13 protein-coding genes, 1 tRNA gene and 3 pseudogenes are annotated in these 18,449 nt (G+C 61.8%); 10 read left to right on the forward strand and 7 right to left on the reverse strand.

Going from position 1 to position 18,449, the window contains the following annotated elements; all coding sequences use genetic code 11:
* Positions 1-129 precede the first annotated feature (129 nt).
* From mmsB to chvE, 3 genes are all read right to left on the reverse strand, one after another.
* Positions 130-1,344, reverse strand: coding sequence for a multiple monosaccharide ABC transporter permease (gene mmsB, locus M1D43_RS22960; RefSeq protein ID WP_003535527.1), 1,215 nt, complete (start codon positions 1,342-1,344; stop codon positions 130-132).
* Positions 1,344-2,879, reverse strand: a complete 1,536-nt coding sequence (mmsA, locus tag M1D43_RS22965; protein ID WP_003535529.1) for a multiple monosaccharide ABC transporter ATP-binding protein — start codon at positions 2,877-2,879, stop codon at positions 1,344-1,346. The genes mmsB and mmsA overlap by 1 nt, the downstream gene beginning before the upstream one ends.
* 191 nt (positions 2,880-3,070) lie before the next feature.
* Positions 3,071-4,138, reverse strand: a complete 1,068-nt coding sequence (chvE, locus tag M1D43_RS22970; protein WP_003535531.1) for a multiple monosaccharide ABC transporter substrate-binding protein — start codon at positions 4,136-4,138, stop codon at positions 3,071-3,073.
* 274 nt (positions 4,139-4,412) lie between these two features.
* On the opposite strand from chvE, the gene M1D43_RS22975 reads away from it, so the two are divergent.
* Together M1D43_RS22975 and M1D43_RS22980 are read left to right on the forward strand one after the other, a co-directional pair.
* Entirely contained in the window at positions 4,413-5,393 is a 981-nt protein-coding gene (locus tag M1D43_RS22975; RefSeq protein ID WP_122103553.1) for a LysR family transcriptional regulator, read from the forward strand.
* 64 nt (positions 5,394-5,457) lie between these two features.
* Positions 5,458-5,910, forward strand: a complete 453-nt coding sequence (locus tag M1D43_RS22980; RefSeq protein ID WP_122103554.1) for a hypothetical protein — start codon at positions 5,458-5,460, stop codon at positions 5,908-5,910.
* 3 nt (positions 5,911-5,913) lie between these two features.
* On the opposite strand, the gene M1D43_RS22985 is transcribed toward M1D43_RS22980, so the two are convergent.
* Positions 5,914-6,156 (reverse strand): hypothetical protein, encoded by a 243-nt coding sequence (locus M1D43_RS22985; RefSeq protein WP_013850487.1) that lies wholly within the window; start codon positions 6,154-6,156, stop codon positions 5,914-5,916.
* A gap of 662 nt (positions 6,157-6,818) precedes the next feature.
* Between M1D43_RS22985 and iolG the strand changes: the two genes are divergently transcribed.
* The gene (gene iolG / locus M1D43_RS22990; protein ID WP_003535539.1) at positions 6,819-7,811 is read left to right on the forward strand and encodes an inositol 2-dehydrogenase; all 993 of its coding nucleotides are present in this window, start codon (positions 6,819-6,821) and stop codon (positions 7,809-7,811) included.
* Between the two features lie 63 nt (positions 7,812-7,874).
* Here the strand turns inward: iolG and M1D43_RS22995 are convergent, their stop codons facing one another.
* Together M1D43_RS22995 and M1D43_RS23000 are read right to left on the reverse strand one after the other, a co-directional pair.
* A complete protein-coding gene (locus M1D43_RS22995; RefSeq protein ID WP_122103555.1) occupies positions 7,875-10,238 on the reverse strand; it encodes a bifunctional diguanylate cyclase/phosphodiesterase in 2,364 nt (787 codons plus the stop codon).
* A 119-nt stretch (positions 10,239-10,357) separates the two neighbouring features.
* The gene (locus tag M1D43_RS23000; RefSeq protein WP_015242894.1) at positions 10,358-11,569 is read right to left on the reverse strand and encodes an ROK family transcriptional regulator; all 1,212 of its coding nucleotides are present in this window, start codon (positions 11,567-11,569) and stop codon (positions 10,358-10,360) included.
* A 385-nt stretch (positions 11,570-11,954) separates the two neighbouring features.
* Here M1D43_RS23000 and xylF point away from each other — a divergent pair, with 385 nt between their 5' ends.
* The 4 genes from xylF (at position 11,955) to M1D43_RS23020 (ending at position 15,528) form a co-directional block, all read left to right on the forward strand.
* Positions 11,955-12,992, forward strand: a complete 1,038-nt coding sequence (gene xylF / locus M1D43_RS23005; RefSeq protein WP_003535546.1) for a D-xylose ABC transporter substrate-binding protein — start codon at positions 11,955-11,957, stop codon at positions 12,990-12,992.
* 115 nt (positions 12,993-13,107) lie between these two features.
* Positions 13,108-14,469, forward strand: a complete 1,362-nt coding sequence (locus M1D43_RS23010; RefSeq protein WP_015242893.1) for a sugar ABC transporter permease — start codon at positions 13,108-13,110, stop codon at positions 14,467-14,469.
* 14 nt (positions 14,470-14,483) lie between these two features.
* Positions 14,484-15,269, forward strand: coding sequence for an ATP-binding cassette domain-containing protein (locus M1D43_RS23015; RefSeq protein WP_003535549.1), 786 nt, complete (start codon positions 14,484-14,486; stop codon positions 15,267-15,269).
* A 182-nt stretch (positions 15,270-15,451) separates the two neighbouring features.
* Positions 15,452-15,528: transfer RNA gene (locus M1D43_RS23020), tRNA-Arg, on the forward strand.
* A gap of 37 nt (positions 15,529-15,565) precedes the next feature.
* Here M1D43_RS23020 and M1D43_RS23025 read toward each other — a convergent pair.
* Positions 15,566-16,755: pseudogene (locus M1D43_RS23025) on the reverse strand (helix-turn-helix domain-containing protein).
* Positions 16,756-17,028: 273 nt separating this feature from the next.
* Between M1D43_RS23025 and M1D43_RS23030 the strand changes: the two are divergent.
* From M1D43_RS23030 to M1D43_RS23040, 3 genes and pseudogenes are all read left to right on the forward strand, one after another.
* Positions 17,029-17,280, forward strand: a pseudogene (locus tag M1D43_RS23030) (IS110 family transposase); the annotation flags it as partial.
* Positions 17,169-17,453: a hypothetical protein gene (locus tag M1D43_RS23035; RefSeq protein WP_411756087.1), complete on the forward strand. Its 285-nt coding sequence runs from the start codon at positions 17,169-17,171 to the stop codon at positions 17,451-17,453. The pseudogene M1D43_RS23030 and the gene M1D43_RS23035, both read left to right, overlap by 112 nt.
* A 518-nt stretch (positions 17,454-17,971) precedes the next feature.
* A pseudogene (locus tag M1D43_RS23040) lies at positions 17,972-18,413 on the forward strand (hypothetical protein).
* The last annotated feature ends 36 nt before the right edge of the window (positions 18,414-18,449 follow it).

The following is an 18,449-nucleotide window of genomic DNA, read 5'->3' on the forward strand; positions in this document are numbered from 1 at the left end:
GAATTGGCTTCCACGATGCCTTTCCTTGCGGAAAAGCAGCGCTTCGCCCGAGAGTGGCTCACGCCACCCAGTTACGGCAAACATGCCGCGTTTTTCTGTTGCGATCATCGGGGGCCGAGCGGAAGCCGGTCAGCCCTTGCCCTTGTTCTTGTTGTAGACGTCGAAGAACACGGCTGCGAGCAGCACGAGGCCCTTGATCAATTGCTGGTAGTCGATGCCGATGCCCATGATGGACATGCCGTTGTTCATGACGCCCATGATGAAAGCGCCGATCACCGCGCCGGTAATCTTGCCGACGCCACCCGAGGCGGACGCACCGCCGATGAAGCAGGCCGCGATCACGTCGAGCTCGAAGCCGACGCCGGCTTTCGGGGTCGCCGAGTTCAGACGGGCCGTGATGATCATGCCGGCAAGCGCCGCGAGCGCGCCCATGTTCACGAAGGCGTAGAAGGTCAGCCGTTCGGTATTGATGCCGGAGAGCTTGGTCGCCTTCTCGTTGCCGCCCATCGCGTATATCCGGCGGCCGATCGTCGAACGCGTGGTGACGAAGGTGTAGACGGCGATCAGCACGCCCATGACGACTAGGACGTTGGGCAGGCCCCGATAGGTCGAAAGCTGGAAGCCGAGGAACAGTGCCACCAGGCTGATGACCGCCATCTGGATCGCGAAGAAGACGAACGGCTCGTTCTCCGTGCCGTGCTGCTCGTTGATCCGGCGATTGCGAACCCCGGCAAAGATCGCATAGCCGACGAGCAACAGCACGGCGACCAGGGCGACCATGTTCTTGATCGTCTCCGGGCTCGGGCTGAGGAAGTAAAGAAAGTCGGGAACGAATCCGGTCGACAGTATCTGGAAGTCCTTCGGAAACGGTCCGATCGGACGGCCGCCGAGGACCACATAGGTCATTCCCCGGAACACCAGCATGCCGGCGAGCGTGACGATGAAGGAAGGGATCTTCTGATAGGCGACCCAGTAGCCCTGCGCCGCGCCCATGATACCGCCCACGATCAGGCAGGCGGGAATGACCACAAAGGCAGGCAAGCCCCATTTGACGAGCATGATCGCCGAAATCGCGCCGATGAAGGCCACGATGGAGCCGACCGACAGATCGATGTGCCCGGCAACGATGATCAGCAGCATGCCCAGTGCCATGATGACGATGAACGAGTTCTGCAGCACCAGGTTCGTGATGTTGACGGGCCTGAAGAGGACGCCGTTGGTGACGAACTGGAAGAACAGCATGATGATGACGAGCGCGACCAGCAGGCCGTATTCGCGAATGTTGTTCCTGAGGTAGTCACCGATCGACGGTTTGGTGGTTTCGGTGCTCGTATCGGCGACCATTAGTGTTTCTCCCCTGAACGCATGATGGCGCGCATGATCGATTCCTGGCTTGCTTCCTCCTTGGAAAGCTCGGCCACCATGCGCCCCTCGTTCATGACATAGATGCGATCGCAGGTCCCGAGCAGCTCCGGCATCTCCGACGAGATCATCAGGATGCCTTTGCCCTCGGCCGCGAGCTGGTTGATGATGGTGTAGATCTCATACTTCGCGCCGATGTCGATACCGCGCGTCGGCTCATCGAGTATGAGGACTTCGGGATTGGTGAACAGCCACTTGGACAGGACGACCTTCTGCTGGTTCCCGCCAGAGAGGTTGACCGTCTCCTGATAGATCGAATGGGAACGGATGCGGAGCTTCGAGCGATATTCGGCGGCGACCTTCCGTTCCTTGCGCTCGTCGATGACGCCGTTCGATGCGACCGCATGCAGATTGGCGAGCGTGGTGTTGTGCATGATGTTGTTGATCAGCACGAGGCCGAGCTGCTTGCGGTCCTCCGTTACATAGGCAAGACCTGCCTTGATGGCCTTGGGAATCGTGCTCACGTCCACCGGCCGGCCATGCATCGTCACCTCGCCGGTGATCTTGTGGCCCCAGGACTTGCCGAAAACGCTCATCGCCGTCTCGGTGCGGCCGGCGCCCATCAGCCCGGCGATGCCGACGACCTCGCCGGCGCGAACCTTGAAGCTGACGTCATGCAGGAACTGCCGGTCGCGGTGATGCTGATGGTAGACGTTCCAGTTCTTCACCTCGAGCAGCGTGTCACCGATCTTCGGTTCACGCGGCGGATAGCGGTCTTCCATGGCCCGGCCGACCATGCCGTTGATGATCCGGTCCTCGCTGATGTCTTCCTTGTGACAGTCGAGCGTCTCTACCGTTCCGCCATCGCGCAGGATGGTGATCTGGTCGGCAACCTTCTTAATCTCGTTGAGCTTGTGAGAGATGATGATCGACGTCATGCCCTGGCTGCGGAACTCCATGAGCAGCTTCAAAAGCGCGTCGGAGTCGTTTTCGTTGAGGGATGCGGTCGGCTCGTCGAGGATCAGCAGGCGGACTTTCTTCGAAAGCGCCTTGGCAATCTCCACCAGCTGCTGCTTGCCGACGCCGATGTCGGTGATCAGCGTCGCGGGGGACTCGTTCAGGCCCACTTTCTTCAGGAGCTCCTGGGTGCGGGCAAAGGTCTGCGGCCAGTGGATCACGCCCTTTTCGGCCACCTCGTTGCCGAGAAAGATGTTCTCGGCGATCGAAAGCAGCGGAACGAGCGCCAGTTCCTGATGGATGATGATGATGCCGAGCTCTTCGCTGTCCGAGATCGTGCTGAACTGGCGAAGCTCGCCGTCGTAATGGATCTCGCCCTCATAGGTGCCGGCCGGATAGACTCCGCTCAGCACCTTCATCAAGGTCGACTTGCCGGCGCCGTTTTCCCCGACAAGCGCGTGGATCTCGCCTTCGCGGACCTTGAACGAGACATTGTCCAGGGCCTTGACGCCCGGAAACGTCTTCGTAATGCCCCGCATTTCAAGAATGATGTTGTCCATACTCAGCCATTCCAGCTGCAGTCGGAGAGACTGCAGGCGCTCTCCCGTGCTGCGCGGTTGTTTCGACCGGCTCCGATACGAAATAAAACCACGCGGCGGGCCAAAGTGCTACAGCGACATTGCCACGAGACGCATGCCGCCTGGATTAAGAGGGTGCGCGAGCGTGTCGCGCACCCTCCCGGTTCGCCGCATCAGTTGTTGAGCTGATCTTCCGTGTAGTAGCCGGAACCGACGAGAACGTCCTTGGCGTTGGACTTGTCGACGGAAACGGGCTTCAGGAGGTAGGACGGAACGACCTTGACGCCGTTTTCATAGGTCTTCGTGTCGTTGACCTCCGGCTCCTTGCCATCCATGATCGCGTTGACCATGTTGACGGTGACCTTGGCCAGTTCACGGGTGTCCTTGAAGACCGTGGAATACTGTTCGCCGGCGAGGATCGACTTGACCGACGGCAGTTCGGCGTCCTGACCGGTGACGATCGGCATCGGCATGTCGCCGGAGCCGTAACCGACGCCCTTCAGAGCCGAGATGATGCCGATCGACAGACCGTCATAGGGCGACAGAACACCATCGACCTTCGCATCGGTATAGGCGGACGACAGAAGGTTTTCCATGCGGGCCTGAGCCACGGCGCCATCCCAGCGCAGCGTGCCGACCTGGTCCATGCCCATCTGGCCGGACTTGACGACGATTTTGCCGCTGTCGATCAGAGGTTGCAGGACGGACATCGCGCCGTCGTAGAAAAAGAAGGCGTTGTTGTCGTCCGGCGAGCCGCCGAAAAGTTCGACGTTCTTCGGCTCGGTGGCACTGTCGAGCTTCAGACCCTCGACGAGCGATGTCGCCTGCAGCACGCCGACCTGGAAGTTGTCGAAGGTGGCGTAGTAGTCGACATTGCCGGAATCGCGGATCAGGCGGTCGTAGGCGATGACCTTGACGCCGGCATCGGCAGCCTTCTGCAGGATGTCGGAGAGCGTCGTGCCGTCGATGGCGCCGATGACGAGGACCTTCGCGCCCTTGGTCACCATGTTCTCGATCTGCGCCAACTGGTTCGGAATGTCATCGTCGGCGAACTGCAGGTCCGGCGTATAGCCGGCCTCCTTGAACAGCTTCTCCATGGTCTCGCCGTCGGAAATCCAGCGCGTCGACGTCTTGGTGGGCATGGAGATGCCGACCATGCCCTTTTCCTGGGCGACTGCCGGCGCAGCGAAGCCGGCGACCGTGATCGCCGCAGCCGCGAGAAGCGAAGTAAAGAATTTCATCAGATCTCTCCCTGAGTGTTGAACCGGCAGGCGCGGGGCCTCCGTCTATGCGCAGCGACCACCGTCGCGGAGCGTGACCCCCCGGCGGTGGTTCAAGATAAAGGAAGCCCTCCCCGTCTTATCATACTCCCGCATGCGCTGGCGCATATGCTGGGAAACTGGAATCAATTGCCATAACTGTCAAATACAATATCGCTTTGCATGCATATCAAAATTGATATACCACTCTAAAAGAGTGTGATTTTTGAAACTCTTGAAAACGGAACCGAATGCGATGCTCGATGGCAGGCAGAATGCAGCCGGGCTCACAGGAGAAATGCTGGAAACGGGGCTTTTCCGCTCCGGATTGAAGATCAACCACTTGCGGCTCATCCTGGCGATCGACGACCATCGGCGCATCAGCGCCGCGGCCGATTCGCTCGGGATTTCGCAGCCGGCGGCATCGCGCATGCTCGCGGAGATCGAAGCGATCGTGAAGGCGCCGATCTGCGAGCGGGTGGCGCGCGGCGTCGAACTGACCCGCTACGGCGAGGCCCTGGCGCGCCGGGCCCGCACCATCTTCCTCGAGTTGCGCGAGGCTGCGCGCGAGATCAACGAGCTGAAGACCGGCAGCGGCGGATCGGTCTCGCTCGGATCGGTCACCGGCCCGGGACTCAATCTCGCAGTGCCGGCGATCCGCCAGGTGTCGACGGCCTATCCCGGCATCGAGATCAACGTGCAGATCGACAACAGCAACGTGCTGACGCGGGAGCTTCTGGCGGCGCGGCACGATTTCATCGTCGGGCGGATCCCCGACGACCTCAATCCGCGGCTGTTCAACCTGGTCGAAATCGGTTTCGAGGAGGTCTGCCTCATCGTCCGGGAGGGCCACCCGCTGTTGGACAAGGCGTCAGCCAGCGCCCACGACCTCCCGGCCTACGACTGGGTGTTCCAGCCGCCCGGTACACTGCTTCGACGCGCGGTCGAAGACAGTTTCGCTTCCGCCGGCGTCCGGCTTCCGGCAACGGTCATCAATACTTCATCGACCATCCTGACGCTGTCAATCGTGCGGAACACCAATGCGATCGCTCCGGTTGCGCTCGACGTCGCCAGGCTGGTGGCGGGCAACGGCACGGAAGCCGGCGAGATCCGGATTTTGCCGACCGAATTTCCGATCCGCATCAAACCCTATGGGCTGATCACGGCGGAAGGCCGGGCTCTCCCCCCGAGCGCAAAGCTGCTTTACGATCTGATCCTGAAGCAGAGCAGGGCGTGATCAGGTCCGCATAATCTTGATATCGCAAGATCCTGCCAACCAAGTGCCTGCCCGGAGAGACTTGATGTTCGGCATGTCGGTATTCCACTCGGTGCTCGAGCGCCTCAAGGCCGAGCAGGCCGAAGAGCTGACGAACGAGGCAAGGGGCGGATGGCGGGGCACCGTCATCGGCGCGGCGCCGGGCTTCATTGCCGAAAGCTCGGCCCACGCTTGGGCATCCCGCAGCGCCGTGGAACAGGCCTATCGCGCACTGGCGGCGGATGAGCGATCCGAACCTTTCTCCATGCCCGACTATCTCACGCGCACCAGCCTTGCGGAAGTCGCTTCCGAGCTCGCGCTCGGAGAAGCGGAAACCGCGCTGACGCTCGCGGCCAAGCGAAGGCGTTTCGCCGCCGCGAATCATCCCGACAGGCTGCCAGTGGAAGCGCGGGTCAATGCGACCTTGCGCATGAAGCTCGCCAACATGCTCATCGACGAGGCTTTGAGGCGAATCGAAAAGCCGACGGTGACTGGATAAGCGTCAGTTCGTGCCGTCGGTCGTGTCGCCGGTGGTTTCGCCTTTGCTCTGGCTCTCCTCCTTCGGCCGGTAAAAGACGAGGAGGGACGCGCCCGCATAGGCGGTCACGACCAGAAAGATCGTCCCCCACATCACCTGCCCCCCGTAGAACTCCACCGCCGTCCATACAGCGCAGAACAGGATGATCAGCAGCCGGATCCATAAGGGACGATAGAAGGGATGATCCGGATCGATGAATTTGATCATTCTGGTTCCTCTGGGGAGACTTGTGGCAAGTTCATCTACTGCATATTTCTGCAAATAGGTAGCAGGTACATCTTGTCGGTTCGATGCGTTCGGCCACTTTTGGAAAGTGCGCCGAGCGCATATTTTTTTGTATGTAGTCGGGTGCTGAAATGTCTTCTTCTGCGACAAGAGATTTGCGAGACGTGGTGGGGCCCTTCGTGGGGCCGCGCCTGAGTCTGTTGTGTCGCTCTATCACCAGGCGTTCGAGCTGTACGGCCCTTTGTGTCTCTGGTCGACAAAGGAGATGAAGTCCCCTTCCCTGTTGGATGTCATTGATGCAGCCTCGCGTCTTAAACGGGAGGGAAACATGGCCTCGCGAAGGTTCGCCGAACGGCTGGAAGTCCTGCCGTTCCTCGATGACAAGAAGCCCTGATCGCCTCTGAGTTGCTAGATCACAATCATAAAAAGGTTGGGTCGGTTTCCGGACGCATGGGTAGTTGCTACCCAGCTCCAGGCGGTTGACACTTGACGGCGCCAAGGCGATTGGAATAAATATTCCGTGTATTCACCAATTGGCCGTTTCATTCCAGTTCCTCCGCGGATGCCCCGCGACGCCTTCGCGCGATGAGCGTCAATCATCGTGTGCCAACCCGGTCGCAAACCGGAATTCAAGGACGACAGTGATGACAGTGAGATTTGGTCTTCTGGGCGCCGGGCGTATCGGCAAGGTTCATGCGAAAGCCGTCAGCGGCAATGCCGATGCCCGCCTTGTCGCGGTGGCGGATGCCTTTCCGGCCGCCGCGGAAGCGATCGCCGGCGCCTATGGATGCGAAGTCCGGACGATCGATGCGATCGAAGCTGCCGCCGACATCGACGCCGTGGTGATCTGCACGCCGACGGATACTCATGCCGATCTGATCGAGCGCTTCGCCCGTGCCGGCAAGGCAATCTTCTGCGAGAAGCCGATCGATCTCGACGCCGAGCGCGTCAGGGCCTGCCTGAAGGTCGTGTCCGACACCAAGGCCAAGCTGATGGTTGGCTTCAACCGCCGCTTCGACCCGCATTTCATGGCCGTGCGCAAGGCGATCGACGACGGGCGCATCGGCGAGGTCGAGATGGTGACGATCACCTCGCGCGATCCCGGTGCGCCGCCAGTCGACTACATCAAGCGTTCGGGCGGGATCTTCCGGGACATGACGATCCATGATTTCGACATGGCGCGTTTCCTCCTCGGCGAGGAGCCCGTTTCGGTCACCGCGACTGCGGCCGTGCTCATCGACAAGGCGATCGGCGACGCCGGCGACTATGACAGCGTCTCGGTCATCCTGCAGACGGCATCCGGCAAGCAGGCGATCATCTCGAACTCGCGCCGTGCCACCTATGGTTACGACCAGCGTATCGAGGTTCACGGCTCCAAGGGCGCCGTCGCCGCTGAAAACCAGCGCCCCGTTTCGATCGAGATCGCGACCGGCGATGGCTACACGCGCCCGCCGCTGCACGATTTCTTCATGACGCGCTATACGGAAGCCTACGCCAACGAGATCGAAAGCTTCATAGCCGCAATAGAAAAAGGCGCCGAGATCGCGCCGTCGGGCAACGACGGCCTTGCCGCGCTGGCGCTCGCCGATGCGGCGGTCCGCTCGGTTGCGGAAAAGCGCCAGATCAGCATCGCCTGACGGCCTGCTGCCTTATCGTGGAGAAAGGCCGGGCGCTGCCCGGCCTTTTTGTCTCATGACGAGTTAAGCCCCTATCCGATGCGGCATCGTGGAGGATGATGAGGCCGCGTCCACGCTCGGCGCCAGCCCGGGCCGGCCGGTCAGAAACCCCTGGATCTGCCGGCAACCCTCGTCGACGATGATCTGTCTCTGCCGCTCGGTCTCGACGCCTTCGGTGACGACGGGAAGGTTGAGACTGTGGCCGAGAGCGATGATCGCGCGAATTATGGCATGGGCTGCCGGATCCTTGTCGAGCGAGGCGGTGAAGCTGCAGTCGATCTTGAGCTTGTCGAATGGAAACGTCTGGAGATTGCTGAGCGAGGAGTGGCCGGTGCCGAAGTCGTCCATCACGATCCGGACGCCAAGGAGACGCAGCCGGACAAGAGTTGCGAGGACGTCGTCGCGGTTATGCATCAGCGCGGCTTCGGTGATCTCCAGTTCGAGCCGCCTCGGTTCCAGCCCGGTCCGCATCAGGATGGATTCGATCCGGTCGAAAAGGTTCGGGAGGAGGAATTGTACCGGTGAGACGTTGACCGAGACCGGCAGCGGCTCGTACCAACGCACCGCCTCACTGCAGGCCTCTTCCAGCACCCATTCACCGATCTGAATGATCGAGCCGCTCTCCTCGGCGATCGGAATGAACAAATTTGGCCCGACAAGACCGCGATCTGGATGGCGCCAGCGCAACAGCGCCTCGTAGCCGACGATCCTGTCGTCCCGCACGTCGACCAGCGGCTGATATTCGAGGAAGAGCTGCCCCCTGACGACCGCGTGCCTCAGATCGTTTTCGATCTGCCGGCGCGTGCGCACGGCTGCGTCCATCTCGGCGTCGAAGAAACACGCGATGCCCTTGCCGGTCTGCTTCGCCCGATAGAGTGCCGTATCGGCATTGCCGTAGAGCCGCTCGGCGGTGGTGCCGTCGCCCGGACAGATCGCTACGCCGATGCTGACGCCGACCGCCATCGGATCGCGCCGCGTATCCATCTCTTCCGAAAAGAGCTTGAGGATACGGTCCGCCAGTAGTCGTGCGGCTTCCGGCTGCGCCGCCCCGGTCTGGACGATGGCGAACTCGTCGCCGCCCAGCCGCGCGATCGTGTCGGCCTCTCCTGTCGCCGCCCGGAGGATATCGGCCACCTTCCTGAGAATACGGTCGCCTTCCCCATGGCCGAAAATGTCGTTCACGGCCTTGAAGCGATCGAGGTCGAGACACAGAACCGCCAGCGCGTCATCGTGGTGAACGGCGGCGGCCAAGGCCTGCCTCAGGCGGCGGTCGAAGGAGCTTCGATTGGAAAGATCCGTCAGCGCATCGTGGTGAGCGAGGTGTTCGATCGTCCGTTCGGCATCCTTGCGCGCCGTCAGATCCCGCACGAAGATCACGTCGCATTGCCGGCCCTTGTATTCGATCGTTCGGCAGAGCCTTTCGACGGGCACGTACCCGCCGTCCGCGTGAAGGAGCTCTCCCTCGCTTGCCCCCTCTCCGGCCCCGAGATCGTTCGAGCTCCGTCTTTCGGGCGCCTCGGCGAACAGCTCCCGCCGTTGCCTGCCGACGAGCTCGGCGGGCTTTCGACCACTGAGAGTGGCGAAGCGTTCGTTCACTTCGATGACTTCGCCGCCGCGAAGGATCACCATGCCCTCCAGCGAGGCATTGGCGAGCCCCTTGAGGTCCGTCAGGTGCCTGTCGACGAAGAGAGCGCCGAAGGCCATGAGAATGAGCGTGGTCGATGCGGCGATGACGCCGCCCGCCAGCCAGAACGGATCGAAGACGTGCGTTGCCGCGACGCTCGGGTCGGGGATCAGGACGACGCCGCTCATCGACGTGAAGTGCAGGACGCATATCGCGGCCACCAGGAGCAGGATGGATGCGGCGAGGCCGCGCACGCCGCGCAGCACCTGGAACGAATGCAGGGCGAGCGCGGCGATCAAGGTGCCGAGAAGAACGGCGGCGAAACTCGTTTCCGGATCGAATGCGACCCGTCCCTGGACCTCGATGGCGCGCATGCCGCTCACGTGCATGGCGGCAATTCCGAGCCCGAGCAGCAAACCGCCAACGGCCGGAGCATGGCGCGAGGTTCCAGCCAGACCGACCGAAAAGGCAACCCAGGACGCCGCGATCGCGACCGCGATGGAAAAGCTCGTGCCGCCGACACCGTAGGCGATGGGGATTCCCCCGTCATAGGCGAGCATCGCGATGAAATGCGTCGACCATACGCCGACGCCGCAGGCAAAGGCGCAGACCGCAATCCAGAGGTGCCGCTGACTGCCTGCGCTGCGCCGGGCGCGCTCGAGAAGCAGCATCGTCGCGACGCTGCCGGCAAGGCAGACGACCGCCGCCACCACGATCAGGCGCCAGTCATGATCATCGCGTATGCATGCAATCGCTGAAAACATCGCCGTCCCCCACGCCGAAGACAGCTTGGCAACGAGACTCTAAATAACCGTAAATTGAAAACTGCGCAGCACTCGCGTCAGCCGGAACTCTGCGACAGCGACCCGGCAGACCGGCCGCCTCACGGATGTCCCGCTGCTGCAATGTCGCCGTCGATCGCACCGAGGGCCCGATCGAGATGACCGTCGAAAACAAGCCGCTGCTCGTCCGGGACCACCCTTATCTGCGGCATGCCCTGCAGGCGGACCTGCAGCGAATGCGCGAGGCCCTCCTCCAATCCCTTCTCCAGAAGATCGAAATAGCGCGTGCCCGGCCCCGTCACGAAGATCGGCATCGGCTCGTAGAGACTGAGCATCCGCGAAATGCCGTTTCCGAGCGCCAAGCCGGCCTGGCGGAAGGCATAGCCGCCCATCCGATTCCCCTGGCGCGCGCTCGCGGCGATCTTGTCCACCTCCGAAAGCGGCACGAACTTCGCCGGTATCGTGTCGGAGGGCACCTCGAAGGCCGTGCGCAGGATCCCGTAGAAGCCCGCTGCCGCCTCGATGCAGCCATAGCTGCCGCAGCGGCAAAGCCCCGCGGACGCCTGATGCAGCATATGACCGAAATCCGGCGCCGAGACATCGAGCTCGCCGGGCTTGCCTCTTCTGGCGAGCCCAAGCCCGATGCTGTGACCGAGCGAGACGGCGGCAAGCGCATGGAAACCTCTCTCTCTTTCCTCTTCCCTTACCGCGAGGGCGTGCGCCACCAGCAGCGACTCGTTGCTCAGCATGATCCTCGCGCGCCAGGCGGGCCGGAGCAGTTCCACGAAGTCGAGTTGCTCCCTGCCGAAAACCGGCGACCAGATGAGCCGCGCGCCACCGCCGGCCACGAGCCCCTTGCTGCTGATCGAAATGGCAAGCACCTCGTCCTTCGAGATATTCGAGCGGACGAGCAGGCGTTCGAGCGCTGCTGCCAGAACCTCCCCGAAAGCGGCAGTGCCGCGAAGATCATGGCTGCGCGCATCCTCGAAACGGTCGAGCAGGATGCCGCCATAGTCCGCAAGCGAGTATTGCACGACGTCGGAGGAAATGCGCACGACGATCACGTAGCCGCAGCCGCGTCTCGGCTCGAAAAGAACCCGCGGGCGGCCGCGGCCGCCCTGAACGTGCTGCTCGGTCTTTGCGATGATCCCGGAGCGCTCCAGCTCAGCGGTGATGACGGAGATCGTCGCCGAGGCAAGACCCGTCTGAGCCGCAATCTCCGTATGGGAGAGCGAGCCTTTACGGCGGAGCGCCGCGAGAACGAGGGCGCTGTTCTGCTGACGCACAAGCTCGGTGCTGGATTTGGTCAGCATCGGTTCGCCTTGCAGCGCCGCGCGCCCGACGAGGCGCTCAAAGGGCGCTGCAGCTCTTCAAGGTGCCGCATGTTCAATCCCTGAACCGGTGCGATCAAGTGAAACATGCATTAGCGTTAGCGGGTCCCTCGAAGACATGCCCCTCCCAAAGCATCTGACGGCCGAGAAGACAAGGCGCATTCATGTTTTCCGTAGCGATTTCAACGCGCTGCGGGAATGATTCACACGCTTCGGCGGCCTTGTTGACAGCTTGCGGAAACTCTGACATTTATTTTCTCGACTGTCGAGAAAAAACGCGGCGACGCGATAGCGGCAGCATCTGGAGGCTCGTCGGGGATGCGTGCGGGAGGTTCGTGCGCGCGGCCGGGCCATTTGGGAGGATAGGATGAAATCCATTTTGAAGCTGATGGCGGGGGCTGCCATCATAGCGTCCATGCATTCCGCGGCGATCGCCAAGGATCTGGTCATCGGCGTTTCCTGGTCCAATTTCCAGGAAGAGCGCTGGAAGACCGACGAGGCCGCCATCAAGGCCGCGCTCGAAGCTTCGGGCGATAAGTATATCTCGGCCGACGCGCAGTCTTCCGCCGCCAAGCAGCTCACCGACATCGAGTCGCTGATCGCCCAGGGCGCCAACGCGCTCATCGTGCTTGCGCAGGACTCCGACGCAATCGGCCCGGCGATCGAGAAGGCAGCCGCCGAGGGGATTCCGGTCGTCGGCTATGATCGCCTCATCGAAAATCCCGACGCCTTTTACATCACGTTCGACAACAAGGAAGTCGGCCGCCTTCAGGCGCGCGAGGTATTCAAGCAGAAGCCGGAAGGCAACTTCGTTTTCATCAAGGGCTCCTCCGCCGATCCGAACGCCGATTTCCTCTTCTCCGGGCAGCTGGAAGTCCTGAAGGAGGCGATCGACGCGGGTAAGATCAAGAATGTCGGCGAAGCCTATACCGATGGCTGGAAGCCGGAGAACGCCCAGAAGAACATGGAGCAGTTCCTGACCGCCAACGACAATAAGGTCGATGCGGTCGTGGCCTCCAACGACGGCACGGCCGGCGGCGCGATCGCGGCACTCGACGCCCAGGGCCTTGCGGGCTCGGTTCCGGTTTCCGGCCAGGATGCCGACAAGGCTGCGCTGAACCGCGTGGCGCTCGGCACGCAGACGGTTTCGGTCTGGAAGGACTCCCGTGAGCTCGGAAAGAAGGCAGCCGAAATCGCCGTGGCGCTTGCCGGCGGCAAAACCATGGACGAAGTCGAAGGCGTGCAGACCTTCAACGGCGGGCCGAAGGGCGTCGCCATGAAGTCCGTCTTTCTCGCGCCGCTGGCGATCACCAAGGACAATCTGAACGTCGTCATCGACGCCGGCTGGATTTCCAAGGAAGAAGCCTGCCAGGGCGCCAAGAGCGACGTTGCTGCCTGCAAATAACCGCAACGAAATGGCCGATCTCTGGTCTTCAAGAGCGCCGCAACGCACACCGTTGCGGCGCTCTTGCAAGGTGCGAAGCGGATCGAACGACATCGACAGATAAGTGGGGGATGGCATGGCCATGGCCGACATCACAAAAGCCAACCAGACACGGGCCGATCAGAAACCGGGCGCGCAGGCCGGCCGCGCCCGCACGACGGACGAAAACCCGGTGAAACGCTTCTTCCGTGCCACCGAAATCGATACCCGGCTGCTCGGCATGGTCGGCGCGCTGATCATCATATGGCTCGGTTTCCAGGTGATGACCGGCGGACTGTTCGACGGCCTGTTCCTGAAACCGCGCAACCTGTGGAACCTGACCGTCCAGACCTCATCCGTCGCCGTCATGGCGACCGGCATGGTGCTGGTCATCGTCACCCGCAACATCGACCTCTCGGTTGGCTCCGTGCTCGGCTTCTGCGGCATGATCATGGGCGTCCTGCAGGCGCAGGTCCTGCCGCAATATCTCGGCCTCGGCCATCCCGCCACCTGGGCGATCACCCTTGCCTGCGGCATCGCGGTCGGCGGCGCCATCGGCGCGCTTCACGGATCGATCATCGCCTTCCTCAACGTTCCCGCTTTCATCGTGACGCTCGGCGGCCTGCTGGTCTGGCGCGGCGCAACCTGGTTCGTGACGAGCGGCCAGACGGTTGCGCCGATGGACGCCACCTTCCGTCTCATGGGCGGCGGCACCGAGGGCTCCATCGGCGCGACGGCAAGCTGGATCGTCGGCTTCCTCGCCTGTATCGCCATCGTCGGCGCCATTCTGAATTCGCGCAAGCAGCGCAAGCGCTTTGGCTTCCCGCTACGCCCTGTCTGGGCCGAGTATTTCCTGTCGATCCTCGGCTGCGCCCTGGTGCTTGGCGCAGTCGCCGTGGCCAACCATTATTACTGGCCGGTCAATATCGCCCGCAGATATGCCGATGCGAACGGCATCGCCTGGCCGGACGGAGGCCTGCAGATCTCGCACGGCATTGCCATTCCTGTCCTGGTCGCGATTGTCGTCGGCATCGTCATGACCTTCATCGCCACCCGCCTTCGCTTCGGCCGCTACGTCTTCGCACTCGGCGGCAACCCCGAAGCGGCCGAGCTCGCCGGCATCAAGACGCGCTGGGTCACCGTCAAGATCTTCACGCTGATGGGCGTGCTCTGCGCCATCGCAGCGGCCATCTCGACGGCGCGCCTCAACGCGGCGACCAATGCCCAGGGCGAGCTCGACGAGCTCTACACGATCGCGGCCGCAGTCATCGGCGGGACCTCGCTTGCCGGCGGCGTCGGCACCATTGCCGGCGCGATGATCGGCGCGCTCGTCATGCAATCCCTGCAGTCGGGCATGGTCCTTCTGGGGATCGATACGCCCTTCCAGCGGATCGTCGTCGGCGTCGTGCTCGTCACCGCCGTCTGGCTCGACACCGTCTACCGCGCCCGTGCAAAATAATCAGGAGTTCGAACATGACTGAACAACGCACTCCGCTCGTGGAAATGAAAAACATTTCCATCTCCTTCGGCGGCATCCACGCGGTGGACGATGCTTCCGTCGATCTCTACCCCGGCGAGGTGGTCGCCCTCCTCGGCCATAACGGTGCCGGCAAGTCCACGCTCATCAAGATTCTCTCCGGCGCCTACAAGCGCGATGCCGGCGAGATCCTGATCAACGGCGAGCCGGCCGAGATCAACAATCCGCGCGACGCCAAGAAATACGGCATCGAGACGATCTACCAGACGCTCGCCGTGGCCGACAATGTCGACGCCGCCGCCAATCTCTATCTCGGCCGCGAACTGCGCACCCCCTGGGGCACGCTCGACGACGTGGCGATGGAAGCCAAGGCCCGCGAAGTGATGGGCCGGCTCAACCCCAACTTCCAGCGCTTCAAGGAGCCGGTGAAGGCGCTTTCCGGCGGCCAGCGGCAATCGGTGGCGATCGCCCGCGCCATCCTCTTCGACGCCCGCATCCTGATCATGGACGAGCCGACCGCGGCGCTCGGGCCGCAGGAAACCGCGCAGGTGGGCGAGCTCATCAAGCAATTGAAGCGCGAGGGCATCGGCATCTTCCTGATCAGCCACGACATCCACGACGTCTTCGACCTCGCCGACCGCGTCTCCGTCATGAAAAACGGCCAGGTCGTCGGCCACGCCCGCACCGAGGACGTGACCAAGGACGAGGTGCTCGGCATGATCATCATGGGCAAGGTGCCCCCCAAGGCCATCCCCGGCCCCGGCGCCATGCAGATGGCGTGAGGCGACACGAACGCCCCCAATGCCGCGTCGACGGACGCGGCATTTTCTTCGCGCAAGCCGCTTCGCGCGGACACCAAACGCAAATTTCCGCTGCAAACTCAGTCAATCACCATTGAAGCGGCGCGCAAGCTAGGCTAAGAACCGCTCACAGCCTGCTTCGGCGGCCCTGCCGCCAAACGGATGCACCCGTAGCTCAGCTGGATAGAGTGTTGGATTCCGATTCCAAAGGTCACAGGTTCGAATCCTGTCGGGTGCGCCAAATATTGCCGGTCCAGTCTGGACACATAGGTTACGGTTTATTCCTGAGACATAGGTAACACTTTCGGCCCGAACGGTTTTGAAGTGGTTCCAGTCTGCATGTCTCGTCATCGAAATATCCCAGATCATACTGCATGAAGCTGGTGAGCCATATGTGGTCTTCGACCTGTTTGATTCCGACGGTCTGCCCGGCGAAGACCTGGCTTAAGTTGATCTTCTTGCGTTTGTAGCAGATGCGCCCGCATGTGGTGACGGCCACCGCCTGGTCGTGGAAAGGATAGCCCAGACTCGGCAGTCCGCGGTAGGGGCGCGGTGAAACGCTGTAGCACTCGGCTGGGCAGGCCATATTAGGGGCCTGATGGGGCCGTTCGATGTTGAATTCTTCGACGAAATCGTCGAAGCGGGCCTGCTGCTGCAGGAAATTGGCACCGGCCGGTTTGGTTGTCTCCAGCTTCAAGGCCGGATGCATGCGCTCATGGCGGCCGTTCTGCTGCGGATGGCCTGGTTTGATACGTTCAATGTCGATGCCAAGCCTGAGCCACCACACCGATAACCGGGAAAGATTGAACAGTGCATTGGGGCTGGCGAAGGGCACGCCGTTGTCGGTTCTGATCGCACGGGGTAAGCCGAACTCCTGGAAAACGCGCTCGAACACGGTGAAAGCGTAAACCTCCTTGGTGGTGTGAAGCGCCTCACAGGCCAGGAGGTAGCGGCTGGCGAAATCGGTGATCGTCAACGGATAGCAGTAGCGCTTGTCGGCGAGCATGAACTCATCCTTGTAATCGGCGCACCACAAGTCGTTCGCTCGACACGGTTGGGAGAATGGTGTTCCCTGTGCCCTGTTTCGCCGTCGCTTGCGGTGCTCGACCAGCCCGTTGCGGTCGAGCACCGCGTGCACGGTTGAGATCGCCGGCGTTTGCACGTCCGGGTAAAACCGCGCCAGTCGTTCCCTGATCTTCGGTGCGCCCCAATTCGGCTTCTCCTGCTTGGCACGCACAATCAGCTTCTCGATTTGGAATGGAAGCTGATTGGCGTGCCGGTAAGGACGCCGCGAGCGGTCGGTCAGTCCTTCCACCCCGCAGGCATTATAGCGGCTGATGACCTTGTGGCACCGGTCTTGCGGGAGATGCCGAACTGGCGGCAAAGCACCGCGATCTTCTCGCCATCCAGAACCCGCGCAACGAAATTTGAGACGTTCGTCCATGCGGTTGCACTCCTGCCAAGGCACCTTTGCTCTCCTCGCAAAGGCCGAAAGTGTAACCCATGTCTGCGGAATGAAATGTCCCCATCTCTTTTGGTCCGCCCACGAACGCAAACGATCAACGCGTTGCGGGGGCATCTGATGGAATTCGGCTTGGTCGTCGCGCAAGCGATGCAAAACGTTCCCCGCCTGGGCAATTGATCGGAACGCATCCGGACCTGCTAGGGACCGCCAGAAGCCTGAGCTTCGGACTGCTGCAGCACATCGAATCTCTGACGGATCAACGCCCTGGAGCAAGACTTGCGGGCCAGAGCTCGACAGGACGAGGTTGCCTCGCGCTTGACCACCATTCCAGGGATTGGTGCAATTTGCGCCACAGCAATGGAAGCCTTGGCACCCTCGGCGGCGGCCTTTCCAAGGGCCGTGATTTTGCGGCGTGGATCGGGCTTACGCCAAAACAGAACTCGTCCGGAGGCAAGGAGCGTCGGGAAAGACATCGAAAATGGGCAGCGAGATTTGCGGCGGCTGCTCATCATTGGAGGCACGACCGTCGTCCGTTGGGCGAGGCGACGCGGCGCGCCGGCTGGTACCTGGCCGGCAAGAATGATTCTGACGAAACCGCCAAAGCTAATTGCAGTCGCTCTGGCCAACAAATTGGCGCGTATCGCCTGGGCTCTCATGGCCCGCGGGGCGTCTACGAAGATCCGGCCCCTGGCCCTGCCTGATGCAGCAGCCAGAAGTCGCGAGACATCGGGAATGTGGTGAGGTCTAACGGCGATTATGGGCAATCGGTCAGAGAACGGGATTGGATAAACCAGCAGTGGGATGAGTGCTCAGAAGCACGTGTAGCCGATTGGGATCCGATCCACGAACTCCATAAAGGCCCGCGGCGCCTCGATCTCGCCACATGAGGCTGGACAAACGTCAGCGCCTGACCACATGCATGTACCGAGGTAAGTTTCCGCTTGCATCTTCCGTGGCGTCCACACACGTGCCCTTCACTTCGTAAGCCCAGTCCGACCCCTTCGGCGACTTGTCGACCAGCGTCGCAAGGCAGGGATCGACACGCGCCGGCATGGGATCGATTGGAGCGATTTCGCAAGCCTTCTTTGAGGATGCTTTGGCCATCTAACCATTAACACAGGAGCCGGAAAAAGCCGAACTGACTCTTTTGGCTGAGAGAACATATTAGGAACATTCGGCGGCGATGCGGGCGCCAGTCCAGGGGCGAAAGGCGCGCATCATGCGAACACTTGAAGATGAGATAGGAACCGCAATTGAAGTCGATCTTGCGGTAATGCCTTTGCACCAAAGGCGGGCCTTTGCCGGTCTCGACCAGTATCGCGGTCCCGTCGAGGTGCGCGGCGTCCACGAACTCGCTATGGGAGTTGCCGAATCCTTCGGGGTCTTTGCAATCTTCGATGTCGAGACGGTGTTGCGGTCTCCGGCAATCACGCCATTCGTTACGCAGACGCTCTACTCAATCCCGCTTGAACTGCGGCGGGCCGCCTGCGACCGCGACCGACTAAAAGCAGATAGCGCGCGCAAGGAGATGGCGCGGATAATCTCGGCCGCACTGCTGGCGTGAGCCATTGAAGCACGTCGGCGCTTCCTGCCATCCGAATTGGGAAGAGATTTTCGAGCAGCAGTTTGGCGCCGGCCGAGGAGGAGGATCAAGCGGATGAGTGACGAACATGGCGCGAACCCCGCTACGAGACCGG

This window comes from Ensifer sp. R1-3, assembly GCF_056739175.1.

Bases quoted from the DNA above. Each gene is read 5' to 3' on its own strand.
- xylF (WP_003535546.1), top strand. From the start codon at position 11,955: ATGAAATCCATTTTGAAGCTGATGGCGGGGGCTGCCATCATAGCGTCC.
- mmsA (WP_003535529.1), bottom strand. From the start codon at position 2,879: ATGGACAACATCATTCTTGAAATGCGGGGCATTACGAAGACGTTTCCG.
- M1D43_RS22980 (WP_122103554.1), top strand. From the start codon at position 5,458: ATGTTCGGCATGTCGGTATTCCACTCGGTGCTCGAGCGCCTCAAGGCC.
- M1D43_RS22995 (WP_122103555.1), bottom strand. From the start codon at position 10,238: ATGTTTTCAGCGATTGCATGCATACGCGATGATCATGACTGGCGCCTG.
- M1D43_RS22975 (WP_122103553.1), top strand. From the start codon at position 4,413: ATGCTCGATGGCAGGCAGAATGCAGCCGGGCTCACAGGAGAAATGCTG.
- chvE (WP_003535531.1), bottom strand. From the start codon at position 4,138: ATGAAATTCTTTACTTCGCTTCTCGCGGCTGCGGCGATCACGGTCGCC.
- iolG (WP_003535539.1), top strand. From the start codon at position 6,819: ATGACAGTGAGATTTGGTCTTCTGGGCGCCGGGCGTATCGGCAAGGTT.
- M1D43_RS23000 (WP_015242894.1), bottom strand. From the start codon at position 11,569: ATGCTGACCAAATCCAGCACCGAGCTTGTGCGTCAGCAGAACAGCGCC.
- M1D43_RS23015 (WP_003535549.1), top strand. From the start codon at position 14,484: ATGACTGAACAACGCACTCCGCTCGTGGAAATGAAAAACATTTCCATC.
- mmsB (WP_003535527.1), bottom strand. From the start codon at position 1,344: ATGGTCGCCGATACGAGCACCGAAACCACCAAACCGTCGATCGGTGAC.
- M1D43_RS23010 (WP_015242893.1), top strand. From the start codon at position 13,108: ATGGCCATGGCCGACATCACAAAAGCCAACCAGACACGGGCCGATCAG.
- M1D43_RS22985 (WP_013850487.1), bottom strand. From the start codon at position 6,156: ATGATCAAATTCATCGATCCGGATCATCCCTTCTATCGTCCCTTATGG.